This window comes from Deinococcus cellulosilyticus NBRC 106333 = KACC 11606, assembly GCF_007990775.1.
GTDB lineage: Bacteria > Deinococcota > Deinococci > Deinococcales > Deinococcaceae > Deinococcus_C > Deinococcus_C cellulosilyticus.
Map to the genome: position 1 here is coordinate 1 of NZ_BJXB01000057.1, position 16989 is coordinate 16989.

The window sequence follows — 16989 nt, forward strand, 5'->3', positions numbered from 1 at the left end:
GAGTCTCCAGACATCCAAGGTCCCGCTGGATCATTGTCAGGATTCTGATATAGCTTATTTTGATCGTCAGTCCTTGCCAACTTTTGAGGTCGCCAGGCATTTATGTCCTTGGCAAAAACCTGAATAAAATCATGATCATCACTAAAAAATCTTGCGTCATTGGCAGGAGAATACTTTTTCTGCCAGATGATGTTGGCCACCAAATTTTCATCGCCAAAATCTTCCCTTAGAACTTCAGTCAGCCTGGATTGCTCGTCGTCATCAATGCTGGCAAAGAGAACACCATCCATCGAAAGAAAATTTTTACTGATGCTGACCCTTTCATGGATCATGCTCAGCCAGGTGCTGTGTTTGCTGTATTCATCTTTGTACAGAAACCCATCGCCGCCCGTGTTGTACGGTGGGTCAATGTAAATCAATTTGACCCTTTCCCTGTATGTGGGTTCCAGGGATCGCAAAGCCCCATAGTTCTCCCCATGCACCAGTACACCATCCAGATTGGCCTCAATGTTGTCAAAAGAGGCAAGCAACTGGTGTTTGATCTGGGGGGCATGGTGTCTTGTGTCCACCACCAGGGTGGGGTGTTCCTTCAAAGCCTGGGTTCTGTCTTCTGGGGACTTTGCTGTGAGATCCAGGTGGAACAGGTCACGCCAGGCTTCAAGCTGGGGGTGGCTTGAGAGCAGGTCAGGCCAGAGGTGCTCGGGGACCAGACGGACAGGCATCAGGTAGTCGGCAGCGTAAACAAATTTGCGTTTCTCAAAAAGCTGGGCCTGGAAGTCTTCCAGCTGGTGCAAGAAGTCGATCAGGCCTTCTGCGGCTTCTTTGAGGGCACGGTATTTGACAAAGCGGTCCTGCAGGGTTTCGGGGCTTTGCAGGCTTTCTGGACGCAGGTATTCACGCAGCAGGTACTGGTCCAGCTCTGCTTTCAGAAAGGGTCCCAGATTGGGGTGAACAAAGTAGTCACTGGTGTTTTTGCGGGCGTACCTTCTGGCTTGCCTGTACAGTTCTTCTGCGTCCACTTTGCTTGCTGCTTCAGGGAGGGCTTTGGATTTCAGGTGTTCCTGAAGCAGCTGGTCCTGAATGCTGCCACTGTTTTCTTCTGTGTCGTCTTCATCTTCGTTTTTCTTGCTTCTGGTTTTGTAGTTGGCCTCTTCTTCAGCGGTGAAGGGCCGGAAGCTGAAAGGCAGGGTCAGAACGTCGCCTTGAAGACTGATCTGTTGTGGGTGGGGGAAAAAGTAACGCCTTGATCCTTTGACGTTGTTTTGTTCGGTGTCTGCTTCAATCAATTCAAAGCGGATGGTCCTGGGACCTCCGGGTGGTGGGTTTTGTGGGGTGTATGCGTAAGTGCGCAATTCGGTACTGGTCTTGACGTAATGGCTGCCACGCGAACGCCAGTGGAAGAGGGTATCCTGTCCTCCGTATGGGGCAAAAAAGCGGGATCGGCCCCGTCTGGGGACGGTCAGGAAATCTCCACCCTGGTAGTAACGGCCAAAAAAAGTCAGCAGGTGCAGGTAGAGCTGGTCCATTTCGGTGCCAGAGAGGGCCTGTTGTGCTTTGAGCATGTCCAGCTGTGCACTCAACTGCTGGTATTTTTGTGCATTGGGAACGGTTTCCAGTGCAGGAAGGACTTTTCCTTCCACAAAAGCACCCTCGTCATATCCCATGCCTGCAGCGGCAGCATTGAGTTTTTGCTGCAAGTCTGTAAGTTGGGTTTCCAGTTCACGGATTTGTTTCTCTGCTGCTCCTCCAACTGATTTTTGCAGGATGGCAGGCAGTCTTTTCTTCAGGTAGTCGGTGATGTCTGTCCGTCTTCGGTTCAGGATGCGGTAAAGGCCAAAATCCAGCTCTGCTTGATCGAGTTTCAGAATCTGGTCGTGCAGGAGACTGACAAATTTGGTCTCATTGGTGGATTTTTGTGGACCCGCCTCAGGTGTGTGGGCGGTAAGGAGCGGTTCAGTCATCGTGGGTTCATCTTATCGGATTCTCATGTGAATACAAACAGTGGATTCCTGGGCTTTTGCCCTGGCCATTCCCTGCAGATCCAGCAGGAGCATTCCTGTCATGTGAACCCCTGACAAGGCTTTTTTTCGGAAAGAAGAGGCTTTCATGCTGTGCTTCTGGTGTTGGTTGCAGGTTGCTACCTGCCCGTTCCTGGATCTGAGGCTTTGTTCTGCAACACCTGCAAAATCTGGGCAGAGACCCCCAGTGCAATCACTTCCGGGTCCTTGGAAGGGATGCCTGGAAGGCCCACCGGAGAGGTGATGCGTTCCAGATCTGCAGCTTCAAACCCCTCTCTCAGCAAGTGTTGCCTGAAATTCTGGCGTTTGACTTTCGAGCCAATCACCCCGATGAATGCAAAATCCTTCCTGCGCAGGGCCATTTCCAGAACAGCAAGGTCCGTGGCGTGGTCATGGGTCATGATCAGGAGCAGGGCACCCACTGGCAGGTCTGAAGCCGTGGCTTCTGGAATTGGAGCGTGATGCACCTGAACCCTGGCTCTTGTATGGCTCAACGCTGGCAGGTGGTTTTCCCTGCTGTCAAACAGGTGAAGTTCGATGGGAAGCCTCCCCAGGTGAAAAGCCACCGCCTGTCCGATGTGCCCCAGACCATAAATGGCCACCGTCTGTCTGTGAAAACGGATCACCTCGTAAAGCAGGGTCACTTCCCCTCCGCAGCACTGGACCGTGTGGGCAGGGGTTTCTTTCTGGGTGAGCCTGAGCATTTCCGAGACAGGCTCATCGGTGTTGCCCTGCAAAAGCATCCTGGCTTTCTCGGTGGCATGGTGTTCCATGAAGCCACCCCCCAGCGTGTGAAAGGTCTGGTCTTTTGTCACCAGCATTTTCACGCCTGCTTTCTGGGGGGCATGGCCCCTGACGTGCATCAGGGTCACCATGACCGCATCTTCTCCAGCTTCGGAAAGCCTGTGCAGGGTTTCGGTCCACTCAGCCCAGAACATGTGCCTTTTTGATCTTTGCAGCAAAGAAACTGACTTCCGGGGTGATCGGAGAGGGTACATCCGCAAAATGCCCGGTGAGGGTGTGCAGGGCGTCCTTGATGGCCTCACGCACGGCAATGGCCAGCATCAGGGGGGGTTCACCCACAGCCTTGGAACCAAACACCACCCCTTCCTGGGGGGTGTTTTCCAGCAGATGCACGTTGAACACCTCTGGAGCGTCCATCAGGGTGGGGAGTTTGTAAGTCGAGGCGTTGCGGGTCGCCAGAAGCCCGGCATCGTTCCAGCGCAGGTCTTCCAGGGTGAGCCAGCCCATGCCCTGAATGAAGCCCCCTTCCACCTGTCCTCTGTCAATGGCAGGGGTCAGGCTTTCCCCCACATCATGAACGATGTCCACCTGCCTGACCTGATGCATTCCGGTCACGGTGTCCAGTTCAATTTCTGCCACGCAGGCACCATAAGAGAAATAGGCAAAAGGCCGCCCGGTGGCTTTCTCCCTGTCCCAGTGGATGTGTGGTGTGGCATAAAATCCATCGGAGAACAGCTGAATGCGCTGGTAATAGGCTGCTTTAACTGCCTCTTCAAATGTCCAGATCTTTTCACCCTGGTGCCAGAAGAAACCTTCTTTCAGGTCCAGGTGTTCTTTTTCCAGCTGGTGGTGTTTTGCAGCAACCTCCAGCAGGCGGCTTTTCAGCCTCTCACAGGCATTGCGCACAGCACCCCCGTTCAGGTCGGAACCTGTGGATGCTGCAGTGGCCGAGGTGTTGGGCACCTTGTCCGTGCGGGTGGGCATCACCTTGATCTTCTCTGGAGCAATGCCAAGTGTTCTGGAGGCAATGGCCTGGATTTTGGTGTGCAGGCCCTGTCCCATCTCGGTGCCCCCGTGGTTCACCTGTACACTGCCATCCTGGTAGATCAGGACCAGGGCTCCGGCCTGATTGTAGGCCGTCATGGTGAAAGAGATCCCGAATTTGACGGGGGTGATGGCCAGCCCTCTGACCTTCGTGCGGTTTACCGCATTGAAACTGCGAATTTCCTCGGTGCGCTTCAGGTAGTGGCTGCGAAGCAAGGCCTCTTCCCAGACCCGGTTCATCTTCCAGGCGTCGGTGACCTGCTGCCCATAATGGGTGAATTCTTCAGGCGAGTAGAAATTCTTCTGCCGGACCTCATGGGGAGGGAGATTCAAGGTGCGGGCCACCAGATCGACGATGTGCTCAATCACCACCATGCCCTGTGGACCACCAAAACCCCTGAACGCTGTCTGGGAGGTCTTGTGCGTTTTGCAGACCCGCCCGGTCACCTGCATGTGGGGAATGAAGTACGCATTGTCAGAGTGGAAAAGGGCTCTGGACACGATGGGTTCCGAGAGGTCCAGACTGAACCCCCCATCTGCGTACAGGTCGAGTTTTAAGGCCTGCAGCATTCCCTCAGAAGTGAAGCCCACCTGATACCGGGCGTAAAAAGGGTGACGCTTGCCACTCAGTGTGGTGTCCTGGGCACGGCTCAGACGCACCAGCACCGGTTTCCCGGTCAGTTTTGCCCCCAGGGCTGCAACAGAGGCATACGGATTGGCCTGGGATTCCTTGCCTCCGAAGCCCCCACCCATGCGGGTGCACTGCACGATGACCTCGCTGCGGGGCACGCCCAGAACCCGGGCCACAATGTCCTGCGTTTCACTGGGGTGCTGGGTGCTGGAGTGCACAAACAGGGTGCCACTCTCATCCAGTTTTGCCAGGGTGGCCTGGGTTTCCAGATAGAAGTGCTCCTGCCCCCCAATTTGCAGTTCCCCTTCTTTCAGGTGTTCGGCGTTTTCCAGTGCCTGCTCTGTCTGCCCTCTGGACATGCGGATGGGGGCACTGTGGAAAGATCCCTGTTCGATGGCCTCTTTCAGGCCCAGAATGGGCTTCAGGGGTTCGTATTCCACCTTGACCTGCTGGGCACCGATCCTGGCCTGCTCGCGGGTCTTTGCCAGCACCCACACCACGGCCTGACCTGCATGTTCCACAAGTTCAGGAAAGAGGGGCTCATCCCGTCTGGAGATGCCCGTGTCATTGACGCCAGGCACGTCTTTTGCGGTCAGGACCCGCACCACACCCTCGGACACTTCAGCCAGTGCGGTGTCGATGCCCAGCACCCTGGCGTGTGCATGGGGAGACTGCACCGGGTAGGCGTGCAGGGCGTGCGGGTGGTCCCGCAGGAGGTCTTCGGTGAAACGGGCGCGCCCATCCACGTGCAGCCATGCGCTTTCGTGCTTGCTCATGCCATCACCCCCAGGTGTTCTTCAAAATAGTGCCCGATGATCTTCAGGGTGACCTGCTTGCGGTACTCGCTGCTGGCCCGGTGATCGCTGATCGGGTGCAAGGTGGCTTCCAGAATGTCCAGGGCATCTTTCAGGGCGTCCAGAGGCTTTTTGCCCACCATGCGCTCTTCGGCCTCTCTGGCCCGGATGGGGGTTGCAGCCACACCCCCCAGTCCGATTCGAGCAGAGGAGATCACCCCCTGGTTTTGCTGGATGTCGAGGGCAATGGCCACAGAACTGATGTCATCGTGGTGCCGTTTGGTCACTTTGAAGAAGTGCAATGTCTGGGGGAAATCTGCGAACTCAATGGCCTGCAGCAGTTCTCCAGGTTTGAGCAGGGTGGCGCGGTAACCCGTGAAGAATTCAGAGAGGGACACCTTCTTCTCGCCATCCAGCGTGGCAATGGCCACACTGGCATCCAGGGCCAGCAGCAAAGGGGCCGCGTCCCCGATGGGAGAAGCGGTCACCAGGGAGCCCCCAAGGGTCGCCCGATTTCGGATCAGTCTGGAGGCATACCGGTCCAGCCAGTCTTTTTTCAGCTGCTCTGGCACGATGCTTTCCAGTTCACTGAGGGTCACTGCTGCTCCCACCCTGTGCCCTGTTTCTGTTCTGAGCAGTGCATTCAGTTCCGGGATCAGGTTCACATCCAGGTAGCGCTCAGGCCGCACATCCCTCTGGTTGTATTCCACAATGGCGTCCGTGCCCCCGGCAAGCACCCTGGCGTCCGGGTTCTGGTTCAGCCACAGAAGCGCATCTCTCAGGCTGGTTGGACGGTAGAAACGGTCTGCTGCGAGGGTTTGCACTTCCGGGACAGCAAGCTGCGAGAAGGCATCCTGTTCGGGAGCTGGAAGGCTCAGGGCTGCATCCCGAATGGCCCGGTATCCCGTGCAGCGGCACAGATTGCCCGAGATGGCCTCCAGATCGAAGGGCCTTTCTCTGTAATACTCGGAGAACATGCTCATCACAAATCCAGGGGTGCAGTAACCGCACTGGGAGCCATTGAAGTTCACCATGGCGCTCTGGACCGGGTGCTGATGCAAACCTTCTGCGGTCAGCACGTCATAATCCACCACGCTTCCGGTCAGGGTCAGGCAGGCATTCAGAGGGGTGTAAGGACTGCCCTGTGCGCTTGCGGAACGGAGGACCACAGCGCAGGCCCCGCATTCGCCTTCTCCACAGCCTTCTTTGCAACTCGTAAACCCAAGGCCGCGCAGGGTGTGCAAGAGGGGCAGGGTGAGGTGTTCTGGGTTCAGCACATGCTCAGAGCCGTTGACCCTGAGGGTGACGCTGGATCTGTTTTGGGGTGAAACTGGAAAACTGCCCTCTTTCATACACTGGATGTCCTCTCACAAAGTTGTATAGCACTCTACCTCTCAGGCCATGAGAAAGATAGGGGTTGAGCCTGTGGCGGTCCTGGAGTTCACCCACGGTGAGGACTTTCTCCTGCGGGTCCAGCAGCAGAAAATCGGCGTCCAGACCCACCTGAAGCCTGCCTTTCTCCTGCATGCCCAGCAGCAGTGCAGGATGCTCACTGAGAAGCTTCTGGACCTGTTCAAACCCCAGCCCGAGCGTGAGCAGCACACTCAGGGTGGTCTGCACACTGGAAATCCCACCCCAGGCCGCAGCAAAGTCCCCTCTTTTCATGTCTGGTGGGGCAGGGGAGTGGTCTGAACCGATCACATCCACCCAGCCTTTTTCCACCGCTTTCAAGAGCATGCGGCGGTCCACCTCGGGCCTGAGTGGAGGGGCACACTTCAGCAGAACCCCCTGGTCCAGCAGGTCCTGTTCGTTGAAAAACAGGTAGTGCGGGCAGGTTTCGATGCTGACTTTCACCCCCTGCTCCCTGGCATTCAGGGCCAGCATCACAGCCTCCACATTGGACAGGTGCACCAGATGCAGATGACAGCCCGTGTCCCTCGCAATGTCCAGTGCAATCTGCACGGCACTGTTCTCTGCTGCGATGGGTCTGGAGGCGGTGAAATCTTCCATGTTCCGGTAAGCCCCCAGATGCTGCGGATCTTCCGCATGCACGGCCACAGGCAGCCCGAGTTTCGCGGCCCGCTCCATGCCCTGATGGAGCACCCCCGGACTCACATTCTCAAACTCAGGGAGGCCAGAATCGCTCATGAAAGCCTTGAAGCCAATCACTCCCCCTTCAGCGAGTTCTTCCAGACAATCCAGGTTGATGGGCGTCAGACCACCCCACAGGGCATAATCCGTCTGGGATTGTTTCATGGCCTCTTTCTTGAACTCCAGGCTGGTCCGGTCCAGTGTGGTCGGGATGGAATTCAGGGGCATGTCCACAAAGACGCACCCTCCACCTGCTGCAAAAGCCCGTGAGCCTGTGAAGACCCCTTCCCAGTGGGTGTTCCCTGGCTCATTGAAGTGCACATGCATGTCAATCAACCCGGACAGAACCGTCAGCCCTTCTGCATTAAAAGAGATTTTGGCGTCCTGCTGAACCTCTGGAGTCAGCACAGCGAATTTCTCATCCTGCACCCCGATGTCCACACGTTCTCCACCGGGCAGCACGGCATTGCGGACCAGCAGATCGAGCATTTCAGGACCCCCTGTATGTGCTGTACCCGAAAGCAGAGAGCAGCAGGGGCACATGGTAATGCCTGCTCAGGTCTGTGACGGTGAACCGGATCGGGACCAGGGTCAAAAACCCTCCGGTGATGCCAGCAGCATTGTGGTACTCCAGCACATCAAACTCCAGCTCATATGTCCCGAGGGAGAGTTCATCCTCAGAGAGCAGGGGGGCAGACGTTCGACCATCTGCATTGGTGGAGACCTCTTTGATCAGTTCCCTGTTTTCTGTCCATCGGTAAAGCCTCAGGACCAGACCCTCTGCGGGGGTGCCCAGGGTGAGGTCCAGCACGTGGGTGGTCAGACCGGCCATGTGACCTCCTCATCGGCATAGAGTTTCACCCTGTTCAAATGGTGCTCGGCGTCTTCCAGGTAGAAACTGCGGGTGATGCTGTCCACCAGACGGGGAATGGCATACTTCATGCTGGAGATGGACGCTCCACTCAGGCCCATGCTTGCTGTCGCCCCGAAGCTGAAATCATACAGGTGTTTCAAAGGAGGGCAGCACCCAGGCTGGGTCTCCTGAAAAGAATAATCCGGCCCCAGATAGGGATAGAATTCTGCAACATCCCCTTTGAGGGGATACCGGTCTCCCCACGTGGCAATGAACTCCCGGAACAGCTTGAACTCGGGCCTGACCCGTGGATTGACCTGAAAGCCCGTCCCAAAGATCACAAAATCGAACTCCTCCTCCCCCTGATCGGTCTGCACCACCACTTTCCCGTCCTCGAAGCGGGCAGATTGCCAGTTGCAACCCGGATGCAGGGTGAACGCCGGATGGTTGCGGGTCCGGGCCACATTGTCATCCGTGGGAGGCTGGGGGGCCAGAAGGAACTTCAGCCATTGCAGCTTCATTTCATCCGGGAGGTCTGCAGTGTGCTTCAGAAACCCCGTGAATTCAAAAAATCGGTAGTAGTTGACGCTGGGGAAGGTCTTCTGGCGCATGTACAGGTCCACTTTTGCCCCTGCCTCCAGCGCGCACCCTGCATTGTCAAATGCACTCGCTCCTGCGCCCAGAACGCCCACCCGCTTGCCTGCAAGCCGATCAAAATCAATTTCCTCGCAGGTGTGGGCAAAGTGGGACCGGGGGAGACCAGCCGCACACTCAGGATTCTTCCAGAACCCTGCCCCACCCATTCCGGTGGCCCAGACCACCCGCCTGGCCCTGTGGGAAGTGATGCCCTCAGGCGTCCTGTAAACCACCTCAAACCCCTGATCCAGCGGAATGATCTTCTGGACTTTCGCCCGGTTTTCCACAGGCACCTTTGTCATGTGGCGGTACCAGCGCAGGTACTCCATCCACAGCGGACGGGGAATTTTGCCCATCTTCTGGTATTCTTCCTCCGAAAAACGGGCCTCAAAATACGCCTGAAAGGTCATGCTGGGAATGCCCAGGTCCGGCCCCGTCAGGTGCTTCGGGGTGCGCAGGGTGCGCATGCGGGCAAAAGACTCCCACACCCCCTCCTGCCCCTCACCGTGCTCGTCCAGCACCAGAATGCGGTTCACCCGCTCACGCATCAGACCGAATGCAATGGTCAGACCCGCCTGACCGCCCCCGATGATCAGCACATCCAGCGTTCCAGGGGTCTCGGGAATCCAGTCCCGGGCAGGATAACGCAGCAACTCCAGATCCTTCTTCACACGGTCTTCCAGTTCAATGAGCGTCACCGAGGGCCCCCTTCAGCCGATGAAACACAATGCGCTCGATTTGCCGCAGGGCCTCGCGGCGCTCGGAGTCGGCATCGTTCATCAGGCGCACTTCAAAAGCCTGCAGAATCGTATCGACGGTGTTGTCCTTTACCGCAATGATAAACGGAAACCCGAAACGGGATTTGTATGCAGAATTGAGTTTCTGGAACAGCTCAAAACGTGTCGGGTCCAGACGGTCCAGACCCACACTGCCCTGCTCTTGCTGCGAAGCATCTGTCAGCTTCGCTTTTGTGGCCAGATCGGGATGTGCCCGGATCAATGAAAGCTGCTCATCCATTGAGGCGTCCTGCAGCACCAGATTGAAGGCCCACAGCACCCCATCCACATCCTTGAAAGGCAGATAATTCGCAGCCCGTTCAACCACCCACGGGGAGTGCTCAAACAGCCACCCGAGTTCACGCACGAAGGATTCACGGTCCAGCGTTTCAATGGTGGAAAAGTTCAACATCCCAACTCCTTTCCCCCGAACGGGAGGGAGCGCATCAAGACCAGAACTTCAGAAGGCAATTGGCAAGGGAAAAGGGCTTTTGGGGTCCCCCAGGGAAGAGGGATTCTGGCGTGAGAACGCCAAATTTAAGGTAGTTTAGGGGGTGAGGGGGAGATTGTCAAACCTCCCCCAGATCCCTCAGCACCCCTGCCAGCACCTCAACCCCTGTTCTGATGTGTTCAGGACTGGCGTACTCATCTGGCCTGTGGCTGATGCCATCTTTGCAGGGAATGAAAATCATGGCAGTGGGGGCAATTCTTGCCATGAACAGGCTGTCATGATAGGCACGGGAAACCATGTTCTGATAAGGAATCCCCAGCTTTTCACAGTTGCTCTGGATGGTCTTCACCAGCATGGGGTCAGATTTTGAAGGGGGGTCCTGATTGAGCATCTCGAGTTCCATGCGGATGCCGCGTTTCAGGCAGATGTCCTCTGCCGCCTGCAGAAGACTCTGCAGCACACGGTCCCTGCGTGTCGCCTCAATGTCTCTGAGGTCCACCCCCAGTTCCACCTTGCTGGGAATGCTGTTGATGGCATTGGGATGCACCTGCACCAGACCCACTGTGCCCACGGTGTCGATGGTGCCATGGTCCTTCACGGCCTGCTCGATGCACAGGGCAATTTCACTGGCGGCCAGAAAAGCGTCTTTGCGGTCTGGCATCAGCACAGCTCCGGCATGTCCCCCCTGGCCCGTCAGGTGCAACTTGAAACTGCTGGGTGCAGCAATGGCTGTCACCACCCCGATGGGAAGCCCAGCCTTTTCCAGGTTTGGCATCTGCTCGATGTGCAGCTCCACAAAAGCAAAGTAATGCTGGTCGGAAAGCTGGACTTTGCCGAGGTCTCCCAGGAATCCCCCCTGTGCTCTGGCATCATCAAAAGACATGTGGTCCTGGTCTCTGAATTTCAGGGCCTCTTCTGGTTTCAGGGCACCACTGAGCATTCGGGACCCCAGACAGCCCACCCCAAAGCGGGTGGGTTCTTCGGCATTGAAGACCAGCAGTTCGATGGACCTGCGTGGCTGGAAACCAGAGCGCTTCAGGGCGCGCATCGCTTCGAGGCCACCCAGAACGCCCACTGTTCCGTCATACTTGCCTGCATGAGGAATGGCATCAATGTGAGAGCCTGTGCCCACCTTTGGCAGCCTGGGATTTTTGCCTTCAAAGGTGGCAAAAATGTTCCCGATGGCATCTTCCCGCCAGGAAAATCCGGCCTCCTCAATCCGGCGTTTCAGGTACGCTCTGGCTTTCTGGTCGGTCTCCGTCCAGAGCACACGGGTCACCGATGGAGGAGGGGTGTCACTGAAAGCCGCAAGCTCTTCCAGTTCATGCATCAGGGCATCAATGTCAATGTTCATTTCAGTCATGGGTCCTCTGGGTGTGGGTGAGGTGGGCTTTTGAGGGTGCTGAGGCTGAAATCCCCCTGTGCCGCGCTTCGCTTGGCACGGTCCCCCGTCAGCGTTGGGGGACTTGGTGTGCGTCTGGCATGGTCTCCAATGGGGTCATTCATCAGCCTCCCTGGTTGGAGGGGACTTGGTGTGCGTCTGGCATGGTCTCCAGTTGAGTTTTCCACCAACCCCCCTTCGTTAAGTGCCTGAGTGCGACGCGGGCCGTCCCGCAAGCGACTCAGTGCGAAACGGGCCGTCCCGTGAGCACGCAGTCAGAGGCAAGAAGCACGTAGTAGAGGCAAGAAGTGGGGGGATTTCAGCGGAAGCAACCCCAGAAAGGGCCTAAACGTGCGGATGCCGATTCACGTCCTTGTAGATCAGATACCCAGACACCCCATTGGACGAAGTGAACCACTGGGGGCAGTAAGGGGCCATGTAGATCACATCGCCTGCTTTGACCGCGTGGTGGTCTTCGTTCAGCAAGTAGACACCTTCTCCCTGCAGCATCACCAGACCGTGTTCCATCACGTGGATTTCCACAAAGGGGAGGGTCACGCCTGGGGGGTAAGTCATCACATTCACTGCGAAGTCAAAGGCTGGGTGGTCTGGAAGCAAGGTCTGGAGGTCAATGCGGTCCTCGCCTGGGAGGGGTTTCACCAGAACCTCGCTGGCGTTGCCAATCACGAAATCTGGAGCCGGGACCTCTCCCAGCGGCACGTAGGGTTTTTCGATCACGGTCAGGCGGGCCACATCATCTGAAGTCAGGGTGTGGCTCAGTCCTGGGGGCAGGTAGGCATAACCTGCAGATTGCAGGGTGCGCTGGTTGGTGCCCACCGTCAGGCGCACAGAACCCCCATGCACGTAAACGAAGCGGCTGAAGCCTGTGGGCAGCACCCCGAGTTCCCCACCAGCTTGCAATTCTGCAGTGTACTGGGTGAATTTTGCACCCAGATGGGGGGAGATGTGCACGATCGCGGTGGCATTGCGCATTCCTGGGAGGGGGGCCCGAACAAATGCATCAGGGGTGTGGAGGGTGTAATTCGGTCGGATCTTGCTGCGTGTGAATCCCAGACGTTGCATGGCTCACCTCAGGATCTGGTTCAGAAAATGCCCGGAGACTTTCAGGGCGGCTTCGACATCCTCAAACTGCACGGTTTCATCGGGGTGGTGGCTGATCGCATTGGGGGAGCGGACAAACAGCATGGACACGTCTGTCACCTGCGCCATCACCATGGCGTCATGTCCTGCTCCACTTGGCAGGGTGAATTCGGGAAGCCCGCAGAATTTGCAGGCGTCAAGCAGAAGTTCCATGTGCCTGTCTTCGCAGATCACGGCTTTCTGGTCGAGGGGAAGTTCATGCTGCAGCCCGATGTGCCTTTTCTGGGTGATCATGTGGGCCTCATGCAGCAGTTCCTGCACGGCAGAGAGCCGCTTCTCATCAGACAGGTGACGCACATCCAGACTCAGTTGCACCTGCTCTGGAATGACGTTGCTGGTGTTGGGTTTCACCTCCACCTTGCCCACGGTGGCGACCAGGCCCGGCGTGCCCAGGGCATGATTTTCCACGCAGGAGATGAATTCTGCTGCCCCGGTCAGGGCGTCAAGCCTCATGGGCATGGGGGTGGTTCCAGCGTGCCCGGCTTTTCCCAGAAAGGTCAGGTTCAGTCTGGACTGGCCCACAATTCCACTGACCACCCCGACAGGAAGGCCTTTTTCGGCCAGCACAGGTCCCTGCTCGATGTGGATTTCAAAGTATCCCAGCAGTTCTCTGGGTTCATAGGCCTCAATGGGGATGCGGTTCTGGTCCAGACCCCACCGGAACAGGGTTTCGGAGAGGGTCTGGTGTTCAGCGTCCTTTTTCTTGAGCCATTCGGCCTGGAAGCTGCCTGCCAGGGTGGAGGACCCCAGAAAGGGCTGCTGGAACCTCACCCCTTCTTCTTCACTGAAGGCGACGATCTCCAGGTGGTGCTGCAGGTCTTCGGGTTTGAAGAGGTGTGAAAGGGCAATGCCCATCAGGACGCCCAGCGTTCCGTCGTACTTGCCCCCATTGGGCACACTGTCGATGTGCGAGGCAACAATGAAGGTTCTGGCATTCGGATTCGGACTGCGTTTCAGTCCTCTGACGTTGCCGATGGCATCCACCCGGACCTCCAGACCGGCGTCTTTCATCCACTCGGTGAGGTATCGGTGGGCGGCACGGGTGGCAGAAGACAGAAAGACACGGTGAACCTGTCCGGGCACGTCGGTGCAGTGGGACAGCAGTTCACAGCGTTTCAACACCTGTTCGGTCAGGGCTCTGGCGTCCATGTCAACCCAGAAGCTCGTAACCCGGCACGGTGAGAAAGTCGATCAGGGGGGTGGTGCAGGCCACCTTCCAGAAGAGGTCTGCGGCCTGCTGGTATTTCTCTCCCAGCTTTTCCAGTTCTTCTTTCACGATCTCCTGGGCAAGCTCTTTGGTGACCGTGCGTCCATCTTCCAGCTTTGCCCCGTGGTGCATCCACTGCCAGACCTGTGTTCTGGAGATTTCTGCGGTGGCTGCATCCTCCATCAGGTTGTTGATGGGGGCCGCTCCAAACCCGGAAAGCCAGAACCAGATGTACTGGATGCCCACATTGATGTTCTGCCTTAAGCCCTGCTCGGTGATGGTGCCCTCTGGCACCGTGAGAAGGTCCTTTGTGGTGATCTGCACATCTGGAATTTTGGAAAGTTGATTGGCCTCAGGCATCAGGCGGTCAAAGACCTCTTTTGCCACCGGAACCAGACCGGGGTGAGCGACCCATGTGCCATCGTGACCGTCTCCTGCTTCACGTTCCTTGTCGAGACGCACCTGCTCAAAAGCTTTCTGGTTGGCCTCCTCATCGTTCTTGACCGGAATGAAGGCACTCATGCCCCCGATGGCGTGGGCACCCCGTTTGTGACAGGTCTGGATGGCAAGCCTGGAGTAAGAGCGCATCATGTGGGCATTCATGGTGACCTTGATGCGGTCCGGCATGATGAATTCTGGGTGGTTGCGCAGCTTCTTGATGAGGCTGAAGATGTAATCCCAGCGGCCACAGTTCAGGCCTGCAGAGTGTTCGCGCAGCTCATACAGAATTTCTTCCATCTCGAAGGCCGCAGGGAGGGTCTCGATCAGCACTGTGGCTCTGATGAAGCTTCTTTCGAGCCCCAGATGGTCTTCGGTGAAGGTGAAAACATCGTTCCAGAGCCTGGCTTCCAGATGGCTTTCCAGCTTGGGCAGGTAAAAATAGGCTCCGGTGCCTTTTGCTTTCAGGGCTGCATGGTTGTGGAAGATGAAGAGGCCAAAGTCAAACAGACTGGCAGAGATCTCCACTCCGAAAAACAGCAGGTGCTTCTCGTCCAGGTGCCATCCTCTGGGGCGAACCAGAAGCGTGGCAATCTCATCGTTCAGGCGGTAGGTTTTTCCTGAGCCTTCAAAAGAGATGGTGCCTGCAACGGCATCTCTGAGGTTGATCTGGCCCTGGATGCAGTTTTCCCAGGTGGGGCTGTTGGCGTCTTCAAAATCCGCCATGAAGACTTTTGCACCACTGTTCAGGGCGTTGATGACCATTTTGCGGTCCACGGGTCCGGTGATCTCGACCCTGCGGTCCTGCAAATCCTGCGGGGCAGGGGCCACTTTCCATTCAGAGGTGCGGATGTGTTCGGTTTCGGGCAGGAAATCAAAGAGCTCTCCTGCATCCAGTTTCAATTTGCGCTCTTCACGCTTCTGCAACAGTTCCAGCCTGCGGGCATTGAACTGCACATGCAGGGCCTGCAGGAACTCCAGGGCTTCGGGTGAAAGAATTTCTCGAAAAGTTTCAGGTACCTGGGCCAGTAAGGTCATGATCCCCCGTTTCTGACTGGCGCAACCCCGACAGGTAGCTGTAAATGCTCGCCCGTGAGAGTCCCAGCCTTTTGGCGACAATGGGAATGGCTTTCTGAAGTTGAAAAACGCCGCGCCTGTCGAGCGTGCCACAGAGTTTCTGTTTCTCTGCTCTGGAAAGGCGGTTCAGGCTCACCCCGAGTCTACGTTCCTCCTCGTCCAGAACACTGTGGACCGTCTCACTGACTTCGAGGGGGAAACTCTGGGTGCTCACCAGTTCACCGCCTCCAAGCTCGGTCAGTAAAGCTGCGGCCAGACGCAATTCGGTGACATCCATGTTGATGCATACGGCACCAAACACCTCCCCCTGGTCATCTCTGAGCGGGATGGTGCTGGTTTTGACCACCCGTCCTTCTGCGGTCCGGTTCACCACATTGAGACGCATCTGCGCATCTCTGCCTTCCTGCATGATGGACAGGACATTCGGGCTGACTGGACTGCCCACCTTGCGTTTGGTGATCTCTCCCGAAATGGCCCGGATGCTGTGGTCCGGGTCCGAGAAATCATGCAACACCACCTCGGTCTGGGAACCCAGGGTGGCGGTCAGACCGTCCAGCAAAGACTGGAGGGCAACAAATGCAGTGTGGTGTGCAGGGTTGGGGGCAGGCTTGCGTGCCATGAGACAGTCTAAGGACTGCTCTGGCAGATTGTCAAATTTCTGGACAGGGTGTCAGAACAGCGTGTTTGTGCCAAAGGACCGCTGGAAGCATCGGGGACGTGTCTCGGGAATCAATTTCAATAATAAGCAATGGTATTTTCTCTAACCAGAATCCCGTTTTTGAATTCCTTTATGATGTTCCCCTGCTCATCTACAACAAAATGAATCACCTCAGTCGGATTGGTCGAATCATTCTCATAGGTTTTACTGATTTTTGAGTTCCAATCATACACTGTTTTAAAGGAGACATCTTCGTCTCTGAAGGTTTCTTCGACGAGATTTCCGTTGTTGTCATACTTGTAACCGAAGAATTTAGAAAAAGATATGGTATGGGTGGGCTCGGTCACAACCTCTTCTTTGTATATAAGGCGATCTCCTTCATATTTATAGATCATAATAAAAATATCATTTCCACTATATTCTTCCCTGACAATTTTTCGGTGCTGTAGATAATAGAATCCCTCAGAAAAATCATTGTTGATGAGGATCTTTAGGCTGTCCCCGTCTCTTTCTACGCTTTTTCTGATCTGCAGATCATATATACTCACGCCATATTCGTTGAATTCGTCGATAAAACAATCGCGATGATGTTCTACACTGCAGTATTCAATCTTCTTGACCCTTCCTTTAAGGTGCTGGGTTTGCCAGGTTCGAGTGCCAATGTTGTCAAAATCTTTCAACTGCTCTTGTGCAACTGCAATTCCAAGGAACATAAAGCCAGCAAGCAAAACCATCTTCGTGTCAGAATCATACCGTATGAGAACTGAAAAGTGATACTCATGATTAAACCCAGGGACATGGTGCACCATTGAATGTCAATGTTCCTGCCCTTGACCCCGACAGAATCCCAGAGTAAATGCAGTCTACAGAAGCAAAGCCTCTGAGAAGTTCTTTCAGCATTTTGATTCTGGCTCGCTCAGGCAATGAAATCTAAAGTTCTCTGCATCCAGCGACCAACACAACCTGACCGACAGTTGGAGGGTGGGTGTGTTGGAGACATCGCATTGAATCACAGATGCATCATGGTCC

General features: G+C 56.0%; 15 protein-coding genes. All 15 read right to left on the bottom strand.

The genetic code is table 11. The features are described 5' to 3' along the window. On the bottom strand, window positions 1-1961 hold a 1961-nt coding region (locus DC3_RS28110; protein ID WP_281292606.1), incomplete at its 3' end, for a DNA methyltransferase. 176 nt (window positions 1962-2137) lie between these two features. Then, window positions 2138-2956 (bottom strand): xanthine dehydrogenase accessory protein XdhC, encoded by an 819-nt coding sequence (gene xdhC / locus DC3_RS28115; RefSeq protein WP_146891909.1) that lies wholly within the window; start codon window positions 2954-2956, stop codon window positions 2138-2140. Then, on the bottom strand, window positions 2943-5213 hold the full coding sequence (xdhB, locus tag DC3_RS28120; RefSeq protein ID WP_146891912.1) for a xanthine dehydrogenase molybdopterin binding subunit: 2271 nt from the start codon (window positions 5211-5213) through the stop codon (window positions 2943-2945). Before xdhB ends, xdhC begins: the two co-directional genes overlap by 14 nt. Further along, window positions 5210-6583, bottom strand: coding sequence for an FAD binding domain-containing protein (locus tag DC3_RS28125; RefSeq protein ID WP_146891915.1), 1374 nt, complete (start codon window positions 6581-6583; stop codon window positions 5210-5212). Before DC3_RS28125 ends, xdhB begins: the two co-directional genes overlap by 4 nt. Continuing rightward, entirely contained in the window at window positions 6513-7811 is a 1299-nt protein-coding gene (gene allB / locus DC3_RS28130; RefSeq protein ID WP_146891918.1) for an allantoinase AllB, read from the bottom strand. Before allB ends, DC3_RS28125 begins: the two co-directional genes overlap by 71 nt. Before the next feature lies 1 nt (window position 7812). Next, complete coding sequence (gene uraH, locus DC3_RS28135) at window positions 7813-8154, bottom strand: hydroxyisourate hydrolase (RefSeq protein WP_146891921.1); 342 nt, start codon at window positions 8152-8154, stop codon at window positions 7813-7815. Next, on the bottom strand, window positions 8142-9509 hold the full coding sequence (locus DC3_RS28140; protein ID WP_146891924.1) for an NAD(P)-binding domain-containing protein: 1368 nt from the start codon (window positions 9507-9509) through the stop codon (window positions 8142-8144). The genes uraH and DC3_RS28140 overlap by 13 nt, the downstream gene beginning before the upstream one ends. After that, a complete protein-coding gene (gene uraD, locus DC3_RS28145) occupies window positions 9496-9999 on the bottom strand; it encodes a 2-oxo-4-hydroxy-4-carboxy-5-ureidoimidazoline decarboxylase (RefSeq protein WP_146891927.1) in 504 nt (167 codons plus the stop codon). Before uraD ends, DC3_RS28140 begins: the two co-directional genes overlap by 14 nt. 157 nt (window positions 10000-10156) lie before the next feature. Next, entirely contained in the window at window positions 10157-11401 is a 1245-nt protein-coding gene (locus DC3_RS28150) for a M20 family metallo-hydrolase (RefSeq protein ID WP_222594848.1), read from the bottom strand. Further along, a complete protein-coding gene (locus DC3_RS29470) occupies window positions 11398-11544 on the bottom strand; it encodes a hypothetical protein (protein WP_186816326.1) in 147 nt (48 codons plus the stop codon). Before DC3_RS29470 ends, DC3_RS28150 begins: the two co-directional genes overlap by 4 nt. A gap of 220 nt (window positions 11545-11764) precedes the next feature. Then, window positions 11765-12502 carry a (S)-ureidoglycine aminohydrolase gene (gene allE, locus DC3_RS28155; RefSeq protein WP_146891931.1) on the bottom strand — a complete coding sequence of 246 codons (738 nt, stop codon included), beginning with the start codon at window positions 12500-12502 and terminating at the stop codon, window positions 11765-11767. A 3-nt stretch (window positions 12503-12505) separates the two neighbouring features. Next, complete coding sequence (locus DC3_RS28160) at window positions 12506-13729, bottom strand: allantoate amidohydrolase (RefSeq protein WP_146891934.1); 1224 nt, start codon at window positions 13727-13729, stop codon at window positions 12506-12508. Window position 13730: 1 nt separating this feature from the next. Further along, window positions 13731-15263 carry a malate synthase A gene (gene aceB / locus DC3_RS28165; RefSeq protein ID WP_146891937.1) on the bottom strand — a complete coding sequence of 511 codons (1533 nt, stop codon included), beginning with the start codon at window positions 15261-15263 and terminating at the stop codon, window positions 13731-13733. Beyond that, entirely contained in the window at window positions 15238-15921 is a 684-nt protein-coding gene (locus tag DC3_RS28170; RefSeq protein ID WP_146891940.1) for a helix-turn-helix transcriptional regulator, read from the bottom strand. The genes aceB and DC3_RS28170 overlap by 26 nt, the downstream gene beginning before the upstream one ends. A gap of 116 nt (window positions 15922-16037) precedes the next feature. Then, complete coding sequence (locus DC3_RS28175) at window positions 16038-16694, bottom strand: hypothetical protein (RefSeq protein WP_146891943.1); 657 nt, start codon at window positions 16692-16694, stop codon at window positions 16038-16040. Window positions 16695-16989: the final 295 nt, after the last annotated feature.